The organism is Micromonospora sp. NPDC048839, assembly GCF_040649915.1.
Lineage (GTDB): Bacteria > Actinomycetota > Actinomycetes > Mycobacteriales > Micromonosporaceae > Micromonospora.
This window is the reverse complement of record NZ_JBEZGL010000011.1, coordinates 72,780-92,466: the sequence shown is the minus strand read 5'-3', so window position 1 is coordinate 92,466 and position 19,687 is coordinate 72,780. Positions and strand designations below refer to the sequence as shown.

Here is a 19,687-nt window from a genome sequence, read left to right as displayed (position 1 = left end):
TTACCGTCCCTTCAGGGTTGTCAGGAGCATTCCGCGGCTGTCCGCCGGGCTGAGCGCCACGCTTCGGAGATGCTCCATGATCTTGGTGCAGGTACGTGTCTCGCCGGCGCGGTCGAGGATCATCTGACCCGCCACGGTCTCCACCGACGCGATGATCGGGTCTTCCGGGTCGGCGAACTCGAGGATGTGCAGGGAACCCCGGGTGCCCCGGTGGTAACCGGCGGAGAGCGGGATCACCTGGACGCTGATGTTCGGCAGCTCGGCCATCTTGACCAGGTGCCGGAGTTGCCCGTTCATCACCGACTGGTCGCCGACCGGGCGTAGCAGCGCGCCCTCGTCGATGATCGCGTCGAGGATGGGTGGTTGGTCACCGGTGAGCCGCTGTTGCCGGTCGAGCCGGACCTTGACCCGCTGCTCCACCAGGTCGTCGCCGAGGGTGTGCGGCCCGCCGCGCATCACGCCTCGGATGTAGTCCGCGGTCTGGAGCAGACCGGGCACCACGGAGGGCTCGAAGTTGGCGATGGCGGTCGCCTCGGCCTCCAGCGCGATGAAGTCGATGGTGCGGGGATCCAGTAGGTAGGAGTACGACACCCACCAGCCCGGTTTGCGGGCGTCCTTGGCGAGTTGCACGGCCGCGGACACCTCCTCGGCGCCCACCCCGTACGACGTGAGCAGCGCGCGCACGGTGGCCGGGGTGATCAGGGTCTGGGCGTTCTCGTAGCGGGAGAGGGTGCTGCGGGTGCTGTTGATCTCATCGGCGGCGGTTTCCAGCGTCAGGCCGGCGGCTTCCCGGTGGTGGCGCAGGGCGATGCCGAGCCGGCGGGCACGGGCTGTCTTCGGGGCCATGCATCGATGGTCGCACACATCGATGGGAACGTCTGCATGGGAGGAACCTCGACGAGAGTTGCATTCATAGCCGTGAACGTGTCAATCTGTTAGCGCGTCCTCACCGCCGGTTGTCGTGGCGACGGTGGTGGTGAGCGACCGGAGGGATGGGGCGCGCGGCGATCGGGTTTCTCCCCCGTGCCCGATCGTCGCGTGCCGCGCCATCCCGGCCCGCCGGAAGGAGACGACGACGTGCGTACCGTTCCGGAGTCCTGTGCCGTTCACCCGGTCAGCCGCTGATGACCCGCTTCCTGGTGGTGCTCACCGACGTGCGTCCGGTCGAGGGCGTCGACCGCGACGAGCGGACCGTGCCCGAGCGGCGGCGGCAGGTGGTCGGTGCCAGCAGCCGGGAGGCCGCCGACCGGATCGCCGGAGCGTTCATGGCGCTGGGGATGGTGCGCGCCGGCCGGCAGCGGGTGAAGGTCATCGCGGTCGGCCGCCGCCACTCCCGCGACTGAGCACCTACGGCCACCCATCCACCGCACGGCAATAGTCCCATCACGCACCGTATATGCTCCGCTGACCGATCGCCGTGTCGCGCCGTGGCTCGCCGGGTATCGCCTCGCCCCATCGCCACGCACAGTAAGGTCAACCGGGTGAGCGCCATCGGCGAGCACGACCAGCCGCAGTCGCGTACGAAGAGGTGACCGGAGTGACCACCCCAGGCAAAACCCGCGTGGCGATCGTCTTCGGCGGCCGCAGCCCGGAGCACGGCATCTCCTGCGTCAGCGCCGGCAGCGTGTTCGGCGCGCTCGACCCGGACGAGTTCGAGGTGGTGCCGGTCGGCATCACCCGAGCCGGCCAGTGGGTGCTGACCAGCGGAGACCCCGCCCAGCTCGCGATCGACGCCCGTCGGCTGCCGGAGATCACCGCCGACTCCGGGGACGACATCGTGCTGCGTGCCGACCCGACCGGCAACGGCCTGATGGTGCTCGACCCGACCGAAGGCCCCCGGGTGCTGGCCGACGTCGACGTGGTCTTCCCGGTGCTGCACGGCGCGTACGGCGAGGACGGCACCATCCAGGGAATGCTGGAGATGGCCGGCATCCCCTACGTCGGTGCGAACGTCTTCGCCTCCGCGGCCGCCATGGACAAGGAGTTCACCAAGAAGCTCTGCGCCGTCGAGGGCATCCCGGTCGGCACGTACGCCGTGCTGCGCAGCGGGATGACACTCAGCGAGCAGGACAAGGAGCGGCTCGGCCTGCCGGTCTTCGTCAAGCCGTCCCGGGCCGGATCGTCCTTCGGAGTCAGCAAGGTCACCGACTGGGCGGATCTGGACACCGCGGTCGCCGCCGCCCGGCAGTTCGACCCCAAGGTCATCATCGAGTCCGCGATCGTCGGCCGCGAGATCGAGTGCGGCGTGCTGGAGGGCGAGGCCGGTGGCACGCCCGAGGCGTCCGTCCTGGCCGAGGTGCGGGTCGTCGCGGACCACGACTTCTACGACTTCGAGGCGAAGTACCTCGACGACTCCTGCGAGTACGACATCCCGGCCGAACTGCCGGAGCGGGTGACCCGCCAGGTGCAGGAGTACGCGGTCCGCGCATTCACCGCGCTGGACTGCGCCGGCCTGGCCCGGGCCGACTTCTTCGTCACCCCCGAGCTGGACGTCTATCTCAACGAGATCAACACGATGCCCGGGTTCACCCCGACGTCGATGTTCCCGCGGATGTGGGCGGCCTCCGGCCTGGAGTACCCGAAGTTGGTCAACCGGCTGATCCGTACCGCCCAACGGCGCGGCGTCGGCCTGCACTGAGCCACCCGGTCCCCCCGCGCAGCAGCCCAGTCGGCGTGGCGTGGGGGGTCAGCTCAGCGTTGGCAGCCGGACGGAATGGCGCCGCCGGAGGGCACGCTCGCCACGATCGTGCTGGAGATCGACGGCACCCACTGCAACGGCTGCGCGTACGCCCGCGGGACCCGCACCTCGATCGACGTCTCGCGGTCGACGGTGGTGAGCACCGTCTGCTCGCCCTGCTCGGCCAGGTGCCAGCAGACCCGGTTGACCGTCCAGACCTCGTCGGTGGCGGGGAAGGTCGGCTCGGTGCCGCCGCAGGCCACGGTGAGCGCGGGGTCGCCGTACGCCGCGTTCTGCTCCGGGCCGGCGGTGACCGGCCGCTGGGCCAGGTCGCGGATGCTCGTCGGCAACTGGGAGAGCAGAGCCCGGCAGACCGTCGCCGGGCGGGCGGCCAGCGCCGGGGCGGCCATCTCCACCGGTGCGGTGGACTGCACCCGGGCGGTGGTCGCGGACGGCGACGGCGTGGCGGCCGGTGCGTCCGGGGTGAGCTTGGTGAAGGCCAACACGGCCACCAGCAGCGTGATCGGCAGCGCGATCAACGTGGCCAGCAGGGCGGCGCCCCGAATGGTCCGGTCCCGCCCGGCCGGCGCGGCGGCGGTCGGGTCGGCCGACGCCCCGGTACCGTCAGCCGGCTCGGGTGTCCCGTCGGACTCGTCGCGCGCGCCGTCGTCGTCCACCGCAGCGGAGGAGTTCGTCATCTCGTCCACCTACAGCCGCACCACCGAACACGTGAGGGTGCGGGTGATGCCGGGCACCATCTGCACCTTGCTGACAATGAGTTTGCCGAGTTCGTCGACGGTGTTCGCCTCGGTGAGGACGACCACGTCGTACGGACCGGTGACGGCGTCGACGCGCACCACGCCGGCGAGGTCCGCGATGAGACCCGCCACGTCACGTGCGCGGCCCACCTCGGTCTGGATGAGGATGTACGCCTGTACCACGACTAGACCTCCGTCCGTCGCCGCCCGGGAGCGGCCCGAAGGGTGAAACTACCTTACGGACCAGGTCTGATCCCTATCGGTCGTCAAGGAGCAGCGGTGAGCGAGCACGGCGGGGCCGGGCGGAACGGGCGGAACGCCGGCGGCGGTGCCAGCGTGTCCGGGATCGGGGAGTTCGGGCTGATCGACAAGATCACCGCCCGACTGACGTACGGGCCGACGACCCTGCTCGGCCCGGGCGACGACGCGGCGGTGGTGGCCGCGCCGGACGGACGGGTGGCGGCCTCCACGGATGTTCTGGTCGACGGACGGCACTTCCGGCGGGACTGGTCCTCCGCCCGTGACGTCGGACACCGGGCGGCGGCGGCCAACCTGGCCGACATCGCGGCGATGGGGGCCACCCCGACCGCCCTGCTGGTCGCCCTCTGCATGCCGGCGGACCTGGACACCGGCTGGGCGGAGGAGTTGGCCGACGGCCTCTCCGCCGAGGCGGCCACGGTCGGCGCGAGCGTCGTCGGCGGCGACATGTCGGCCAGCCCCACCCTGACCGTCGCGGTCACCGCGCTGGGCGACCTCGCGGGCCGCCCGCCCGTGCTGCGCTCCGGTGCCCGACCCGGGGACGTGCTCGCCCTGGCCGGGCGCACCGGGTACGCGGCAGCCGGCCTGACCGTGCTCACCCGGGGCTTCCGCACTCCCCGGCTGCTGGTCGAGGCGTACCGGCGGCCGGAGGTGCCCTACCCGGCCGGCCCGCAGGCCGCCCGGCTCGGCGCCACCGCGATGATCGACGTGTCGGACGGGCTGCTCGCCGACCTCGGGCACGTGGCGGCGGCCAGCGGCGTCGCGATCGACGTGCGCCGCGACGCGTTCGAGGTGCCCCGGCAGATGGCCGACGCGGCGCGGGCGCTCGGCGTCGACCCGTACACCTGGATCCTCGCCGGTGGCGACGACCACGCGCTGGCCGCGACCTTCCCGCCGGCGGTGGTGCTGCCGTCGGACTGGCGGCCGATCGGGATGGTCACGGACGGTGTTGGCGTGACGGTCGACGGTGCGCCCTACGACGGCCCGGCCGGCTGGGACCACTTCCGGTGACGCCCGGCGCCGGTCGTATTCTGGGTACCGTGAGTGAGATTGAGATCCGGACCGTGCGGTTCGACGCACCGGTGGCGCAGCAGTTGATCAACGCCGCACTGGGCGACCTCGCTGTCCGCTACGGGGGCTCCGGTGACGACACCCCGGTCGACGCCACCGAGTTCGAGCCGCCCGACGGCGCGTTCCTCGTCGCCTACCTGGCCGGCGAGCCGGTCGGCTGCGGAGGCTGGCGCAGCCACGGCGCGGACACCGCCGAGCTGAAGCGGATGTACACCGCCCCGGCGGCGCGGGGGCGGGGCGTGGCCCGCGCGGTGCTGGCTGCCGTCGAACGTTCGGCCCGCGAGCAGGGCCGCAAGCGGGTGGTCCTGGAGTGCGGCGACAAGCAGCCCGAGGCGATCGCCATGTACGGCTCCACCGGTTACGAGCGGATCCCGAACTTCGGCTTCTACAAGGACTCGGAGGGCTGCGTCTCCTTCGGCCGCACGCTCTGACCGGCGGCGTTCGGCGGGCACACGACACAGCCGGCGGACCTCAGGGTCCGCCGGCTGAGCCGTACGAGAAGTGTGTGGTGCCGCCGCGTCAGGCGCGGGTGACCTTGCCGGCCTTGATGCACGAGGTGCAGACCTGCAGCTTCTTGGTGTTGCCGCCACCGGCCGGGGTGCGCACCGACTGGATGTTCGGGTTCCAGCGGCGGTTGGTCTTCTTCTTGGACCAGGGCACGTTGTGGCCGAAGCCCGGCCCCTTGCCACAGACGTCGCACACGCTAGCCACGGGATACTCCTGGGATTGAAACGTTCATGAGGTTGTCGGCAGAGGTGCTGCACGGGCAACCGCGTCAGCCTACCCGATGTCCCGCCGAGGTGACCAACCGCCCTGGCCCGGTGAAACGGCCGCTCCTCCGCGAGTGGGTGGTGGTCGGCCCGCCGGGTGACGGCGGTGGTTCCGGCGGCAACTGTACCTGGAGGGCGGATCCCGTCCGTCCGGGCCAGGGGGTGGGCCTGCCGCGCGCGGGGGCAACCGGACACGCCGGACGAGCCCGGCGCGTGTCGGTGCGCGCCAGTAGGCTTCGGGCCGTGCTGGACACCCTCGACGCCGCCGCGGTGCGCCGTTGGTGCGCGGGTGGGTTGGCCGCGCTGAAGCGTCACCAGGGCGAGATCGACCAGCTCAACGTCTATCCGGTGCCCGACGGCGACACCGGCACCAACCTGGTGCTCACCCTCACCTCCGCCCAGCAGGCACTCGCGATGGATCTGGACACCCTCCCCGACAGCGGCCCGACGGCGCACGGGCACGCGCTGCGGCTGATGGCCCAGGGCGCGTTGCTCGGCGCCCGGGGCAACTCCGGGGTGATCCTGTCGCAGATCCTGCGAGGTTTCGCCGACGAGGTCGCCGTGGCACCGGCGGTGCGCGGCCGGGAGTTGGCCGCCGCGCTGCGGTCCGGCGCCGCCGCCGCGTACACCGCGGTTGCCCGGCCGGTCGAGGGCACGCTGCTCACCGTGGTCGCGGCGGCCGCTGCCGCAGCCGAACGGGCGGACAGCGACGACCTGGTGGCGGTGGCCCAGGTCGCGGCGCGGGCGGCGGCCGAGGCCCTCGCCCGGACCCCGGAGCAGCTGCCGGCGCTGGCCCAGGCCGGTGTGGTCGACGCGGGTGGGCGTGGGTTCTGCGTGCTGCTCGACGCTCTGGTCGAGGTGCTGACCGGGCAGAGCGCCGGCCGGCCGGCACCGACGCCGCGCACCGCCCGTCCGGCGGCCACCGTCGCCCGGGAGACCGGTTCCGACGAGTACGCCTACGAGGTGCAGTTCCTGCTCGATGCCCGGTCCGAGGCGGTGGCCGGGATGCGACGGGCGCTCGACGCACTGGGGGATTCGCTCGTCGTCGTCGGCGACGGGCGTGAGCCGGAGGGCACCTGGAATGTGCATGTGCACGTCAACGACGTGGGCGCGGCTGTCGAGGCGGGCGTCGCGGCCGGCCGCCCGTACCGGATCTCGGTGACCCGGTTCGCCGACCAACCGGAGCCGCCCCGCGGCCCGGTCTCGGACGGCCGGGCAGCGGTGGTGGTGGCCACCGGCGGCGGCATCGCCGAGTTGTTCGCCGCGGAGGGCGCCAGCGTGGTGCCGGGCAACCCCTCCACGGGTGAGCTGCTCGACGCGATCCGCGGCACCGGCGCGGCCCGGGTGGTGGTGCTGCCCAACGACCCCGACACGGAGGCGGTGGCGAACGCGGCAGCCCGCGAGGCCCGTCGGCACGGCATCACGGTGAGCGTGGTGCCGACCCGCTCGCCGGTGCAGGCGCTGGCCGCCCTCGCTGTCCGCGACGGCGACCGCCGCTTCGAGGACGACGTGATCGCGATGGCCGAGGCCGCCGGGGCCTGCCGTTATGCCGAGGTCTGCCACGCCGGGCGCGAGGCGCTGACCGTGGCCGGCCCGTGCCGTCCGGGCGATGTGCTGGCGCTGGTCGAGGGGGAGGTGCACCTGATCGGCACCGACCTCACCGACACCTGCGCCGCCGTTGTCGACCGGATGCTCGGCGGCGGTGGCGAGATGGTCACCCTGCTGTCCGGGCTGGACGCCCCGGCCGGGCTCACCGATGCCGTCCGCGCGCACGTCGCGCGACGTTGGCCGTTCGTCGAGGTGCACGCGTACCCGGGCGGCCAGCCGTTCTATCCGCTCCTGGTAGGGATCGAATGACCGAACCATCCACCGTCGACACTCCGCTGAAGAAGCTGGTCGGGGACAAGACAGCCAAGGCGCTGGCCGCGCACCTCGACCTGCACACGGCGGGTGACCTGGTCTACCACTTCCCGCGTCGCTACGACGAGCGGGGCGAGCACACGGACATCCGCTCGCTGGACGTCGGCGAGCAGGTCACCGTGCTGGCCCAGGTGCAGCGCACCGCCGTACGCCCGATGCGGCAGCGACGGGGCAACCTGCTGGAGGTGACCGTCGGTGACGCCTCCGGTGGATCGCTGACGTTGACCTTCTTCGGCAACCAGGCGTGGCGTGAGCGGGAACTGCGCCCCGGCCGGTGGGGGCTGTTCGCCGGCAAGGTCACCGAGTTCCGGGGCAAGCGGCAGCTCAACGGCCCGGAGTACGTCCTGCTCGGTGAGGGTGGTGACGGCGAGGTGGCGGCCAGCGACGAGATCGAGGAGTTCGCCGGTGCGCTGATCCCCGTCTACCCGGCCGCCGCGGCCGTGCCGACCTGGGTGATCGCGCGTTGCGTGCGGGTCGTGCTGGACACGTTCACCCCGCCGGACGATCCGCTGCCGGACGGCGTGCGGGCCAGCCGCAAGCTGGTCGGGCTCGGCACCGCCCTGACGGAGATCCACCGGCCGTCCAGCAAGGAGGCACTGCACCGGGCGCGGCGGCGGCTCAAGTGGGACGAGGCGTTCGCCGTCCAGGTGACGCTTGTGCAGCGCAAGCACCGGGCGGCCGACTGGCCGGCGAAGGCCCGCGAGGCCCACCCGGGTGGGCTGCTGGACGCCTTCGACGCCCGACTGCCGTACGAGCTGACGGACGGTCAGCGTGACGTCGGCGTGGAGATCGCCGGGGATCTGGCCAACCCGCACCCGATGCACCGGTTGTTGCAGGGTGAGGTGGGCTCGGGCAAGACGGTGGTGGCGTTGCGGGCGATGCTCCAGGTGGTCGACGCGGGTGGGCAGGCGGCCCTGCTGGCACCCACCGAGGTGCTGGCCGCCCAGCACCACCGCGGCATGCTCGACCTGCTCGGGCCGTTGGGGCGGGCCGGTGAGCTGGGGTCCGCGGAAAACGCCACCCGGGTCGAGCTGGTCACCGGCTCGCTCGGGGCGGCGGCGCGGCGGCGGGCGCTCGGCGAGGTGGCCAGTGGTGCCGCCGGCATCGTGCTCGGCACCCACGCACTGCTCTACGAGGGGGTCGACTTCGCCGACCTCGGCCTGGTCGTCGTCGACGAGCAGCACCGCTTCGGCGTGGAGCAACGCGACGCGCTGCGGGCCAAGGCCGACCAGCCGCCGCACGTGCTGGTGATGACGGCCACCCCGATCCCGCGCACGGTGGCGATGACCGTCTACGGCGACCTGGAGGTCTCCACCCTCTCCCAGTTGCCCCGGGGCCGGTCGCCGATCGCCTCGCACGTGGTGCCGGCCGCCGAGAAGCCGGCCTACCTGGACCGGGCCTGGCGTCGGCTGCGCGAGGAGGTGACCGCCGGCCATCAGGCGTACGTGGTGTGCCCGCGAATCGGCGATGGGCCGACCAGCGACGAGGAACCGCCACCCGAGGACGACAATGGCCGACGGCCACCGCTGGCGGTGACCGAGGTGGCCCCGCTGCTGGCCGAGGGGCCCCTGCACGGGCTGCGGATCGGGGTGCTGCACGGTCGCCTGCCGGCCGACGAGAAGGACGCGGTGATGCGCTCCTTCGCCGCCGGTGACCTGGACGTGCTGGTGGCGACCACCGTGATCGAGGTCGGCGTGGACGTGCCGAACGCGACCGTGATGATCGTGTTGGACGCCGACCGGTTCGGTGTCTCCCAACTGCACCAGCTCCGGGGCCGGGTCGGCCGGGGCGCCGCCGCGGGCCTCTGCCTGCTGGTCAGCGAGGCGGCCGAGGGTTCGTCGGCACGGGAACGCCTGGACGCGGTGGCGTCCACCAGCGACGGCTTCACGCTCGCCGAGCTGGATCTGGAGCAGCGCCGCGAGGGCGACGTGCTGGGGGCCACCCAGTCCGGGCACCGCTCACACCTGCGACTGCTGTCGCTGCGGCGCGACGCCGACCTGATCCGCGATGCCCGCGCCGAGGCGATCACCCTGATCGAGGAGGACCCGGACCTGACCGGCAACCCGGCGCTGGCCGCCTCGGTCGCCGCGCTCGTCGACGAGGAACGCGCCGAATACCTGGAGAAGGGCTGACCCGACTGTCGACTGTCTCCTAACGAGGAAATTCCCCAACCCTGGCTGGTGCGGTGAGCCCAGGCGGCACCTGCCGGTGACCCTCGGTCACCCCAGCAGGGGCGGGAGGCGACCGTCGGTCACCGCCGTGGGGGCGCGTATGCGGTAGTGAGCGGTATACCTGTGAGTCATAAATATGACTCACAGGTATACCGCTCAACAGCACATCAACATGGCGGGCAGCCAAAGCGGAGGGCCAGCGCCGTTCGCCGCGACGCAGCCCTACTCGGCTCGCGCAGAGCGCTGGCACTACTTGGGTACTGCCAACAATGACTGAGGGCGCGTCGACCGGATGGTCGACGCGCCCTCAGTTGTTGGTCAGAGCGGGTTGTCTCAGGCGGTGAAGCGCACCCGACGACGACGCGCCATCACGAACAGACCAGCGCCAACGGCGAGCAGCACGGCGGCACCAGCGATGATCCCGCCGGTCGCGGCACCGGTCAGCGGCAGCGCCGGCCCGTCGTTGTCGCCGCCACCCTGACCCGGGGTGCAGTTGGCCGGCTTGACCCACTTGACGGCGTCGGCCGGGTCAGCCTGCTCACCATCGACGCTGGGGGTGACGGTCAGGCCCTCGTACGCCTCGAAGGAGACCTCGGTCTTCTTGCCGGGGACCAGCTCGAGCTTCTTGACGACGTTCTTCTCCGAGGTCAGCACAACGGTCTCGGTGATGCCGTCAGCCGGGTTGTCGGCGGTGATGACAAGCACGTCACAGTCGAAGACGATCTCGAACACCGGAGCGTTGGGCTCCTCCGGCACCAGCGGGCCGGTGGGCTCGCTCGGCTGCGTGGTCGGCACCGGGCTGGTCGGGACCGGGGTGCTCGGCGTGGTGGTCGGCGTCGCGCTCGGCGTCACCGACGGGGTCGCGGACGGCGTCGCGGACGGGGTGGCGCTCGGCGTCGCGGACGGGGTCACGGTCGGCGTGGTCGTGGGCTTCGGCGTCGGCGTCGCCGTCGGCGGCGTGGTGCAGTTCCTGCTCAGCTTCGCGGTGCCGGAGGCGGTGTTGGTGATGAGCTTGCCGTTCCGCGTCCACTTGGCGGTGACCTTCAGCTCGAGCTGCTTGCCCTTGGTGGTGAGCTGAGTGCCGGTCACCTTGCCGTTGGCGGCAATCTTGGTGCCCCCGCCGATGCCGTTGATGGTGGTGCCGGAGGGGGTCCACACCTCGGTGATGGTGGCTTCGAGGTCACGCTCGCTGTTCTCCACCTTCCACTCGACGCGGTGCACGCCGTCCGTGGTCTTGCAGGCGGTGCCGCTGATGGTGGTGTGGTGCGCGAGTGCCGGGCCGGCGAACGTCGCCGCGCCGGTGAGGCCGATCAGCGCGCCTGCGGCGATGGCCGCGACACGCCGCATCGGAGACTTGGGGAGGTTCAACGCCTGCTCCTGGTGAGGGGTACGGATCGCGAGCGGGAGGCCGGGAGGCGGGGCGACCGGGTGGGTCGCCTGCTCACCGGCGCGTCGCGCGACGCGGGGGTGTTCCCGCGCGAAGCGGGGACAGAGGGTGACTGTACTGACGAGTCATGAATGAGGGGAGTTCTCATCATTGCCATCGGGCAATGTAATTGATTCGTGATCTTTGATGAACGGAAGGTCGCTGATTGATCACTGAGGACGAGTGGTGGCGACTGTCGGTCGGCGGCTCCGTAGTGGACCGAACGGTGGCGGGCCAGGTCACCGGCCTTTCCGGCACGACGGAGGACGTCAAGACCCGACGGAGGCGTCGCCGGTCAGATCAGGGGGACGGTCACCGGCCCGGCGATACCGGCGGTGTCGGACGTGGTCGGCGTGGACTCGCGTAGCGTCGCGGGCATGAACAGGAGGAGACGGTGACCCGGATCGTCGCCGGGACGCTCGGCGGGCGGCGGATCGCCGCACCCCCCGGCGCCGGCACCCGACCGACGTCCGACCGGGTCCGCGAGGCGCTGTTCAGCGCCGTCCAGGCCGAGGTCGACCTCGACGGCACCCGCTTCGCCGACCTGTACGCGGGCTCCGGCGCGGTCGGGCTGGAGGCGCTCTCCCGGGGAGCCGAGCACGTCCTGCTCGTCGAGTCCGACCCCCGGGCGGCGCGGGTGATCCGGGAGAACGTGGCGACCCTGCGCGTCGGCCCGGCCGTTCGCCTGGTCACCGGGAAGGTGGCGACCGTGCTGGCCGCCGGTCCGGACGGCGGGCCGTACGACGTGGTCTTCGCCGACCCGCCGTACGCGGTGCCGGACGCGGAGATCACCTCGCTGTTGACGACGCTCGTCGATGGTGGCTGGCTGGTGCCCGACGCGCTGGTGGTGGTGGAGCGGTCCAGCCGTACCAGGCAGTTCGACTGGGTGGAGGGGATCACCCCCGAGCGCAGTCGCCGGTACGGCGAGACCACCCTTTGGTACGGTCGCCGATCATGAGACGTGCGGTCTGCCCCGGTTCGTTCGACCCGGTCACCAACGGACACCTCGACATCGTCGGGCGGGCCAGTCGGCTCTTCGACGAGGTGGTGGTCGGCGTCCTGGTGAACCAGTCGAAGAGTGGCCTGTTCACCGTCGAGGAGCGGATCGACATGCTCCGCGAGGTGACCTCGTCGTACGGGAACGTGCGGGTCGAGTCGTTCCGCGGGTTGCTTGTCGACTTCTGCCGGGCGCAGCAGGCGAGTGTGCTGATCAAGGGCCTGCGGGCGGTCAGCGACTTCGACTACGAGTTGCAGATGGCGCAGATGAACATCGGGCTGGCCGGCGTCGAGACCCTCTTCATGCCGACCAACCCGCTCTACTCGTTCCTCTCCTCCAGCCTGGTGAAGGACGTGGCGAAGTGGGGCGGCGACATTTCCGCCCACGTACCCGACCTGGTCCGTGAGGCCCTGCAGGCCCGCCTACGCCCGAACCCCTAACCACCCCACCCCACCCCCGGCGGCGATCTTGCAGTTTCGGTCGCCGCATCGTGGTTGTTTGCGCCGATTGTCGCGGCAGAACGCGCAAGATCGGCGGAGCGTGGGCGGGGGCGGCGATGTCGCGACGCGCCGGATTGGGGCGGATGGGGCTTGTGTGGGGCTGGCACGACATGATTGATGACGCGGGGAACGGCCGTAGCCCGCATCATGGAGGTCGGCCGAGGAACGACAGGAGTGAGGTACCGGTGGACCCGCTCGATCGCATCGACGAACTGATCGCCATGGTGGAGCAGGCCCGCTCCGTCCCGATGTCGCGCAACAACTGCATGGTCGACCGGGGCGAGATGATCGCTGCCCTCGACGAGATGCGCGCCGATCTCCCTGCCGACCTGCGTCGCGCCGCAGCGCTCCTGGAGGAGCGCGACAAGATCATGGATGCCGGCAAGCGCGAGGCGGACCGGATCATCAGCGAGGGTGAGGCAGAACACGCCCGCCTGGTCTCGGTGAACGAGATCACCGTGTCGGCCGAGCACGAGGGCGCCCGGATCATCGCCGAGGCCCGGGCCGAGGCCCAGCGCCTGCGTGAGGAGGTCGACGACTACGTCGACACCGCGCTGGCCAACTTCGAGCAGTTCCTCACCCGGGCGCTGGCCTCGATCGAGCGAGGCAGGGACAAGATGCACGCCCTACGAGAGATCGGCACCTTCGGTGGGGATGAGGCGGATCGCCCGCTACCCTTCTGAGCGGCACCTCACCAGCCGACATTCTCACCCGGGTGTCGCCCCCGGTTCGACGGTCCGGTGGTCACCCAGGTAACCTTTTTTGTCGGCCTCTCACCGGCCGGAGTCTGACTATGCCCAAGCACTCGCCATCGACACTCAACCCCAGGTCGCCGCTGGTCCTCGACACGAGAGACCTGCCGCGCCGCCCTGGTGCGTTGCGTGAGGTCCAGCGGGTCGTGCCGGCACCGGCGGACCTCGGTGTGGAGTTGATCGGCGTGCCGGAGGGCGCGGACCTCGACCTCGATCTGAGGTTGCAGTCGGTGTCCGAGGGCGTGCTCGTCTCCGGGACCATCACCGGTCCCGTCCGGGGCGAGTGCGGCCGTTGCCTGCGCGAGATCAACGACTCGATGGGCGTGACGATCCAGGAGCTGTACGCGTACGAGGACAGCACCACGGACGCCACGACCGACGAGGACGAGGTGGGCCGGATGCAGGGCGATCTGATCGACCTGGAGCCGGCGCTGCGGGACGCGTTGGTGCTCACGCTGCCGACCAACCCGCTCTGCCGGGAGGACTGCCCAGGGTTGTGCCCCGAATGTGGGGCGCACTGGGACGATCTGCCGGCCGACCACAGTCACCAGCAGATCGACCCGCGTTGGGCGGGCCTGTCGCAACTGACCGTTACAGAGGAGTAAGAACCGTGGCCGTCCCGAAGCGCAAGATGTCGCGCAGCAACACCCGGTCCCGCCGGGCGAACTGGAAGGCGACGGTGGTCGCGACCATCGCGTGCCCGCAGTGCAAGTCCCCGAAGCTGCCGCACGCCGCCTGCTCCGTCTGCGGCACCTACAACGGCCGCCAGGTTCTCGAGGTCTGACCTGGACGCCGAGTGACGCCCCCGACCTCAGGTCGGGCGGCGCGCGCACCCTGGCATTCGCCCGGTGCCCCGGCTTCCTCCGACGCTGGCCGGCCCACTCCGGCCGGCGTTCCGATGGAGCCGGGCACCGCGCGGATCGCCGTTGACCTCCTCGGCGGGGACGACGCTCCCGCCGTCGTGGTTGACGGCGCTCTGCGGGCCATGCGCGCCGACCCTGACCTGCACCTGCTCCTCGTCGGCCCGGCCGAGGTCGCCGACGAGCTGATTGCTGCCCTCGATCCGCCGCAACGTGCGCGGATCACGGTGCGGCCCGTCCGCGATGTCGTTGGCATGGCCGACCATCCCAGCGCCGCCCGCGCGGAGAGCACGGTCCGGGCGGCGGTCACCGCCGTGCGCGACGGGACCGCCGACGCCCTGGTCTCCGCAGGTGCCACCGGTGCCACCGTCACCGCCGCCGTGCTCGGCCTCGGCCGCTGGCCGGAGATCCGCCAACCCGCGCTCGCCGCGACCCTGCCCACCGTGGCCGGCCCGGTCGTGCTCCTCGACGTCGGCGGCTCGCTGGAACCCCGCCCGGCCACCCTGGCCCGCCACGCCGTGCTCGGCGCCGCGTACGCCGCGGTGGCGCACTCGATCGCCGCGCCGCGGGTCGGGCTGCTCTCGGTCGGCACCGAGGCCGGCAAGGGCGACCGGGTCCGTCGGGCCACCGACCCGTTGCTCGCCGTCGAGCCGCTGCCCGGTGGGGCGCGCTACGTCGGCCTGGTCGAGGGGTACGACGTCACCCTCGGCGCGCGCGTCGATGTGGTCGTCACCGACGGCTTCACCGGTAACGTGCTGCTCAAAGCCATCGAAGGCGCGTACGCGATGGCCGGTGGCCCGCCCGCGGAGGGCGGCGCGCCCCGCGCGGCCGCCCTGCTGGGCGTCGCGGGGACGGTGGTCGTCTGCCACGGTTCCGCCCGCGCCGACGATGTCGCCTCCGGCATCGCCCTCGCCGCCCACCTGTGGCGGCGGCGCGCCACCGATCTGGTCTCGGCGTTGCTCGACGGCGACGCCGCGATGGACCGCACCGACCGCTCCACCGACACCGAGGTACGCACATCATGAGCAACGACAAGCGGCGGCGGGCGTCCGTCGGTCATCTGGAAGCCGCGTTCGGCGTGAGCCTGGAACCCGAGCTGCTGGAGCGCGCCCTGACCCACCGCTCGTACGCGTACGAGAACGGCGGGCTGCCCACCAACGAGCGGCTGGAGTTCCTCGGCGACTCGGTGCTCGGCGTGGTGATCACCACCGCGCTCTTCCACAACCACCCGGACCTGCCCGAGGGGCAGTTGGCCAAGCTGCGGGCCAGCGTGGTCAACATGCGGGCGCTCGCCGACGTGGCGCGTGGCCTGGGCCCGGACGGCCTCGGCGCGTACCTGCTGCTCGGCAAGGGCGAGGAGACCACAGGTGGCCGGGACAAGGCGAGCATCCTCGCCGACACGCTCGAAGCGCTGCTCGGGGCGATCTACCTCCAGTACGGGTTGGACACCACCGGGATCGTCATCCACCGGCTCTTCGACCCGTTGATGGCCGAGTCGGCCGGTCGGGGCGCCGCACTGGACTGGAAGACGAGCCTCCAGGAGCTGACGGCGGCGCTCGGGCTCGGCGTTCCGGAGTATCGGATCGAGGGCACCGGCCCGGATCACCTCAAGACGTTCACCGCCTGGGTGGTGGTGGCCGGCAACCGGTACGGCGGCGCCGAGGGGCGCAGCAAGAAGGAAGCCGAGCAGCGGGCTGCCGAGGCCGCGTGGCGAACGCTGGCCGAGCAGAACGGCCAGGCCGGCGACGACGGCCAGGCCGGCGACGACGGCCAGGACGGCCGGGCCGGCGACGATGGTGGCGCCGGCGACGACCGGACCGGCGGCGACGACCGGACCGGCGGCGACGACCGGACCGGCGGCGACGACCGGACCGGCGGCGACGACGGTCGGACCGGCGACGACGGTCGGGGCCAGCTGATCGACCCGGACGGTTCGGCCGACCGGGAGGAGCCGTTCGGGCCGTTGGAACGTGCCGGGCGGGCTGCCCAGGACGAGCAGGCCGACCACCTGGCGCAGGCCCTGCCGGCCGGGGGTGCCGACGGCCACGAGACGGGCCTGCGGCGTGCCTGAGCTACCCGAGGTGGAGACCGTCCGGCAGGGGTTGGCCCAGTGGGTCATCGGCCGTCGGATCGCCTCCGTCGAGGTCCGTCACCCGCGCGCCGTGCGTCGGCACGTCCCCGGCGGCGTGCACTTCGCCGACGTGCTCGCCGGCCGGACCGTGCTGGACGTTCGCCGTCGCGGCAAGTACCTGTGGCTGCCACTGGACAGCGGCGACGCGATCATCGGGCACCTCGGGATGTCCGGTCAGCTGCTGCTCCAGCCACCCGGCACCGCGGACGAGACCCATCTGCGGGTCCGGTTCCGGTTCACCGACGACGGGCCGGAGCTGCGCTTCGTCGACCAGCGCACGTTCGGCGGGCTGTCGGTGAGCGAGGGCGGCGCCGAACTGCCCGACGAGATCGCGCACATCGCCCGCGACCCGATGGACCCGGAGTTCTCCGACGCGGAGTTCGTCGCCGCGCTGCGCCGCCGGCACACCGAGGTGAAGCGGGCACTGCTCGACCAGACCCTGATCTCCGGGGTGGGCAACATCTACGCCGACGAGGCGCTGTGGCGTGCCGGGCTGCACGGCGGCCGACCCACCGACGCGCTGACCGGGCCGGCCGCGCAGCGCCTGCTCGGCCACGTCCGCGACGTGCTCGCCGAGGCGATCAACGTGGGCGGCACCAGCTTCGACGCCCTCTACGTCAACGTCAACGGTGAGAGCGGCTACTTCGACCGCGAACTGAACGCCTACGGTCGCGAGGGCGAGCCGTGCCGGCGGTGCGGAGCGCCGATCCGCCGCGAGGCGTTCATGAACCGGTCCTCGTACAGTTGCCCGCGCTGCCAGCCACGGCCCAGGGGTTCCCTTCGGGGATGACCCGGAGTCGGCTCCGGGTCGGCACCGGCGGGTCGCGGCCGGACCCTCCGGGCCGCACCCCGGTGTACGCCCGAATCGCGTCTGATGCCCGTCTGGTGGGCCAATCGCCCTCGGTGTAACGGCTCCGGGGCGGGCCAGGGCCGTTCCCCGATGTGACCGCCTCGTCACGCACCTAACGTCAGCACCGTTGACAGGGGGTTGACGTGACAGGGGGACCCGAGATGGGGAGAAGACCGGTGACGGTGCGGCTGGCGCGGTGGAGCGCCGAGCACCCGTGGCGGGCGATCGCACTGTGGGTCGTGTTCGTGGCGGTGTGCTTCGTCGGTGGCAGCGCCGCCGGCCTCAACGAGGCCACCAGCGCCGACGAGGGGATCGGCGAGGTGGGGCGGGCCGGCCTGATCGTGGACGCCGGAAACTTCGACGATCCGGCAGTGGACAACGTGCTCGTCACCGCGCGGGGCGGGGCACTGGACCCGGCGGCGGCGAAGGCGGCGGCCGACGACGCGGCAGCCCGGCTGCGTACGGTCACCGGGGTCGCCGAGGTGGGTCAGCCGGTCACCGCCCGGGACGGTTCGGCTCTGCTGCTGCCGATCACCATGTCCGGCGACCCGGAGACCGCCTCGGATCGGGTCCAGCCGCTGCGCGACGCCACCGCCGCCGTGCAGGCCGCGCACCCACAGGTGCGGGTGGAGCAGGTCGGCGGGCCGTCGATCGGCCAGGCGCTCGACGACACCCTGGGCAAGGACTTCAAGCGTGCCGAGCTGCTCAGCCTGCCGGTCACCCTGGCCATCCTGATCATCGCGTTCGGCGCGTTGATCGCGGCCAGCGTCCCGGTGCTGCTGGCGCTCTCCTCGGTCGCCGCCGCGATGGGCCTTTCCACGCTCGCCTCGCACCTGGTGCCGGCCACCGACACCACGGCACCGGTGATCCTGCTGATCGGGATGGCGGTGGGGGTCGACTACTCGCTGTTCTACATTCGCCGCGAGCGGGAGGAACGGGCCAAGGGCCGCTCCGGCCTGGACGCGGTGGAGATCGCCGCGGAGACCTCCGGGCACGCCGTGGTGGTCTCCGGCATTGCCGTGATCATCGCGATGGCCGGGCTGCTGCTCGCCGGTGACGTGGTCTTCTCGTCCCTGGCCATCGGCTCGATCCTGGTGGTCGCCGTGGCCGTGACCGGTTCGCTGACCGTGCTGCCCGCCCTGCTGGCCAGGCTCGGCCGCTGGGTCGACCGGCCCCGGGTGCCGCTGCTCTGGCGACTGACCGCCCCGCGCACCGACCGGCACGGCGAGCCCCGCCCGCCCCGGCTCTGGCCCGCAGTGCTGCGGCCGGCGCTGCGCGCTCCGGTGGTGACGCTCGTCATCTCGGTCGGCCTGCTGCTCGCACTGGCCGCGCCGGCGCTCGGCATGAAGCTGAAGTTCCCCGGCTCGGAGGACCTGCCGCGCACCACCCCGGCCATGCAGGCGTACGACCGGCTCACCGCCGCGTTCCCGAGCAACGGCACCAACCACGTGGTGGCCGTCCGGGCACCGGCCGAGCAGGCCGACCGGGTCCACGCCGCGCTCACCGACCTGGCCACCCGGGCCGCCGGGGATCCGCTGTTCGCCCCGGCCGAGGCGGACGGACCGAAGATCGAGGTGTCGGCCGACCGGCGGGTGTCGGTGCTCGACGTCGCCACCCCGTACACCAGTCGGGACGACCGGTCGGTGCAGTCGTTGGAGAAGCTGCGCGGGGACCTGGTCCCGGCCGAGCTGCGGGACATCCCCGGCATCGAGTACGCGGTCGGCGGCGGCGTGGCCGAGAATGTGGACTACGCGGACCACGTCCGGGACAAGTTGCCGCTGGTGATGGGCTTCGTGCTGGTGCTGACCTTCCTGGTCATGGTGTTCACGTTCCGGTCGGTGGTGGTCGCGGCCAGCTCGATCGCGTTGAACCTGCTCTCCGTCGGCGCCGCGTACGGGCTGCTGGTGCTTGTCTTCCAGGGCGAGTGGGCCGAGGGTCTGCTCGGCTTCACCTCGATGGGCGCGATCGTGTCCTGGCTGCCGCTGTTCCTCTTCGTGGTGCTCTTCGGCCTCTCGATGGACTACCACGTGTTCGTGGTCAGTCGGATCCGCGAGGGGATCCGGGCCGGCATGCCCAACCGCGAGGCCGTGTCGTACGGGATCACCTCGTCGGCGGGGGTGGTGACCAGCGCGGCGATCGTGATGGTCGGCGTGTTCTCGATCTTCGCCACGCTGAGCACGATCGACATGAAGCAACTCGGCATCGGTCTGGCCGCGGCGATCCTGCTGGACGCCACGATCATCCGGGGAGTGGTGCTGCCGGCGTTGATGACCATGCTCGGCGATGCCAACTGGTGGGCCCCGCGTTTCCTGCGCCCCCGCCCGGCGGCCGCTCCGGCCGACCCGCCGGCCGCCACCCCGGAGCTGGTCCCGGTCTCCTGACCGCCCCGGGGCACCGCCCACGGCGCACCGCCCACGGCGTCCCCACCTCCGCCGTGCCCGCCCACGTCGTCCCGCCCTCGCCGCTTGATCAACTCGGTTTCATTGATGTCGCGCTATCCCAGGCCGCTTGATACCGCGACATCATGAAAGTCGAGTCGATCAAGC

Annotated in this window: 19 protein-coding genes and 1 pseudogene; 15 read left to right on the top strand and 5 right to left on the bottom strand. The window is 72.0% G+C overall.

All coding sequences use genetic code 11. The features are described 5' to 3' along the window. A complete protein-coding gene (locus tag AB0C25_RS21570; RefSeq protein WP_357375721.1) occupies positions 1-846 on the bottom strand; it encodes a helix-turn-helix transcriptional regulator in 846 nt (281 codons plus the stop codon). Between the two features lie 278 nt (positions 847-1,124). Here AB0C25_RS21570 and AB0C25_RS21565 point away from each other — a divergent pair, with 278 nt between their 5' ends. Together AB0C25_RS21565 and AB0C25_RS21560 are read left to right on the top strand one after the other, a co-directional pair. Next, the gene (locus tag AB0C25_RS21565) at positions 1,125-1,343 is read left to right on the top strand and encodes a hypothetical protein (RefSeq protein WP_357250513.1); all 219 of its coding nucleotides are present in this window, start codon (positions 1,125-1,127) and stop codon (positions 1,341-1,343) included. A 194-nt stretch (positions 1,344-1,537) separates the two neighbouring features. Further along, complete coding sequence (locus AB0C25_RS21560) at positions 1,538-2,638, top strand: D-alanine--D-alanine ligase family protein (RefSeq protein WP_357250510.1); 1,101 nt, start codon at positions 1,538-1,540, stop codon at positions 2,636-2,638. A 53-nt stretch (positions 2,639-2,691) separates the two neighbouring features. Here AB0C25_RS21560 and AB0C25_RS21555 read toward each other — a convergent pair whose 3' ends face one another. Then, positions 2,692-3,375: a DUF3515 family protein gene (locus tag AB0C25_RS21555; RefSeq protein ID WP_357375719.1), complete on the bottom strand. Its 684-nt coding sequence runs from the start codon at positions 3,373-3,375 to the stop codon at positions 2,692-2,694. Between the two features lie 9 nt (positions 3,376-3,384). Beyond that, a complete protein-coding gene (locus AB0C25_RS21550; protein ID WP_013284547.1) occupies positions 3,385-3,618 on the bottom strand; it encodes an Lrp/AsnC ligand binding domain-containing protein in 234 nt (77 codons plus the stop codon). A 96-nt stretch (positions 3,619-3,714) separates the two neighbouring features. Between AB0C25_RS21550 and AB0C25_RS21545 the strand changes: the two genes are divergently transcribed. After that, the gene (locus AB0C25_RS21545; protein WP_357375717.1) at positions 3,715-4,704 is read left to right on the top strand and encodes a thiamine-phosphate kinase; all 990 of its coding nucleotides are present in this window, start codon (positions 3,715-3,717) and stop codon (positions 4,702-4,704) included. A gap of 29 nt (positions 4,705-4,733) precedes the next feature. After that, complete coding sequence (locus AB0C25_RS21540; protein ID WP_357375715.1) at positions 4,734-5,195, top strand: GNAT family N-acetyltransferase; 462 nt, start codon at positions 4,734-4,736, stop codon at positions 5,193-5,195. Between the two features lie 88 nt (positions 5,196-5,283). Here the strand turns inward: AB0C25_RS21540 and rpmB are convergent, their stop codons facing one another. After that, positions 5,284-5,475, bottom strand: coding sequence for a 50S ribosomal protein L28 (gene rpmB, locus AB0C25_RS21535; protein ID WP_091671657.1), 192 nt, complete (start codon positions 5,473-5,475; stop codon positions 5,284-5,286). Between the two features lie 302 nt (positions 5,476-5,777). Here rpmB and AB0C25_RS21530 point away from each other — a divergent pair, with 302 nt between their 5' ends. Further along, positions 5,778-7,391 carry a DAK2 domain-containing protein gene (locus AB0C25_RS21530; RefSeq protein WP_357375713.1) on the top strand — a complete coding sequence of 538 codons (1,614 nt, stop codon included), beginning with the start codon at positions 5,778-5,780 and terminating at the stop codon, positions 7,389-7,391. Beyond that, entirely contained in the window at positions 7,388-9,586 is a 2,199-nt protein-coding gene (gene recG, locus AB0C25_RS21525) for an ATP-dependent DNA helicase RecG (RefSeq protein WP_357375711.1), read from the top strand. Before AB0C25_RS21530 ends, recG begins: the two co-directional genes overlap by 4 nt. Positions 9,587-9,958: 372 nt before the next feature. Here recG and AB0C25_RS21520 read toward each other — a convergent pair whose 3' ends face one another. Beyond that, positions 9,959-10,993: an LPXTG cell wall anchor domain-containing protein gene (locus AB0C25_RS21520; RefSeq protein WP_357375709.1), complete on the bottom strand. Its 1,035-nt coding sequence runs from the start codon at positions 10,991-10,993 to the stop codon at positions 9,959-9,961. A gap of 452 nt (positions 10,994-11,445) precedes the next feature. On the opposite strand from AB0C25_RS21520, the gene rsmD reads away from it, so the two are divergent. The 9 genes and pseudogenes from rsmD to AB0C25_RS21475 all read left to right on the top strand — a co-directional run bounded on the left by rsmD (position 11,446) and on the right by AB0C25_RS21475 (position 19,522). Further along, positions 11,446-12,009: a 16S rRNA (guanine(966)-N(2))-methyltransferase RsmD gene (gene rsmD, locus AB0C25_RS21515; RefSeq protein WP_357375707.1), complete on the top strand. Its 564-nt coding sequence runs from the start codon at positions 11,446-11,448 to the stop codon at positions 12,007-12,009. Further along, on the top strand, positions 12,006-12,488 hold the full coding sequence (gene coaD / locus AB0C25_RS21510) for a pantetheine-phosphate adenylyltransferase (RefSeq protein WP_357375705.1): 483 nt from the start codon (positions 12,006-12,008) through the stop codon (positions 12,486-12,488). Before rsmD ends, coaD begins: the two co-directional genes overlap by 4 nt. Before the next feature lie 245 nt (positions 12,489-12,733). Beyond that, positions 12,734-13,231: a hypothetical protein gene (locus AB0C25_RS21505; RefSeq protein ID WP_355391821.1), complete on the top strand. Its 498-nt coding sequence runs from the start codon at positions 12,734-12,736 to the stop codon at positions 13,229-13,231. A gap of 110 nt (positions 13,232-13,341) precedes the next feature. Then, on the top strand, positions 13,342-13,905 hold the full coding sequence (locus AB0C25_RS21500) for a YceD family protein (protein ID WP_110562455.1): 564 nt from the start codon (positions 13,342-13,344) through the stop codon (positions 13,903-13,905). Positions 13,906-13,910: 5 nt separating this feature from the next. Then, on the top strand, positions 13,911-14,084 hold the full coding sequence (gene rpmF, locus AB0C25_RS21495) for a 50S ribosomal protein L32 (RefSeq protein ID WP_252416735.1): 174 nt from the start codon (positions 13,911-13,913) through the stop codon (positions 14,082-14,084). A 114-nt stretch (positions 14,085-14,198) separates the two neighbouring features. Next, positions 14,199-15,185 carry a phosphate acyltransferase PlsX gene (locus tag AB0C25_RS21490; RefSeq protein WP_357375703.1) on the top strand — a complete coding sequence of 329 codons (987 nt, stop codon included), beginning with the start codon at positions 14,199-14,201 and terminating at the stop codon, positions 15,183-15,185. After that, positions 15,182-15,889, top strand: a pseudogene (gene rnc / locus AB0C25_RS21485) (ribonuclease III); the annotation flags it as partial. The gene AB0C25_RS21490 and the pseudogene rnc, both read left to right, overlap by 4 nt. A gap of 334 nt (positions 15,890-16,223) precedes the next feature. Continuing rightward, positions 16,224-17,081: a bifunctional DNA-formamidopyrimidine glycosylase/DNA-(apurinic or apyrimidinic site) lyase gene (mutM, locus tag AB0C25_RS21480; protein WP_357250480.1), complete on the top strand. Its 858-nt coding sequence runs from the start codon at positions 16,224-16,226 to the stop codon at positions 17,079-17,081. A gap of 221 nt (positions 17,082-17,302) precedes the next feature. Further along, on the top strand, positions 17,303-19,522 hold the full coding sequence (locus AB0C25_RS21475) for an MMPL family transporter (protein WP_357375701.1): 2,220 nt from the start codon (positions 17,303-17,305) through the stop codon (positions 19,520-19,522). Positions 19,523-19,687 lie beyond the last annotated feature (165 nt).

Coding starts and splice junctions, on each gene's coding strand:
- AB0C25_RS21500 (WP_110562455.1), top strand. CDS start 13,342: ATGCCCAAGCACTCGCCATCGACACTCAACCCCAGGTCGCCGCTGGTC.
- AB0C25_RS21570 (WP_357375721.1), bottom strand. CDS start 846: ATGGCCCCGAAGACAGCCCGTGCCCGCCGGCTCGGCATCGCCCTGCGC.
- AB0C25_RS21555 (WP_357375719.1), bottom strand. CDS start 3,375: ATGACGAACTCCTCCGCTGCGGTGGACGACGACGGCGCGCGCGACGAG.
- AB0C25_RS21490 (WP_357375703.1), top strand. CDS start 14,199: ATGGAGCCGGGCACCGCGCGGATCGCCGTTGACCTCCTCGGCGGGGAC.
- recG (WP_357375711.1), top strand. CDS start 7,388: ATGACCGAACCATCCACCGTCGACACTCCGCTGAAGAAGCTGGTCGGG.
- AB0C25_RS21565 (WP_357250513.1), top strand. CDS start 1,125: ATGACCCGCTTCCTGGTGGTGCTCACCGACGTGCGTCCGGTCGAGGGC.
- coaD (WP_357375705.1), top strand. CDS start 12,006: ATGAGACGTGCGGTCTGCCCCGGTTCGTTCGACCCGGTCACCAACGGA.
- AB0C25_RS21475 (WP_357375701.1), top strand. CDS start 17,303: ATGGGGAGAAGACCGGTGACGGTGCGGCTGGCGCGGTGGAGCGCCGAG.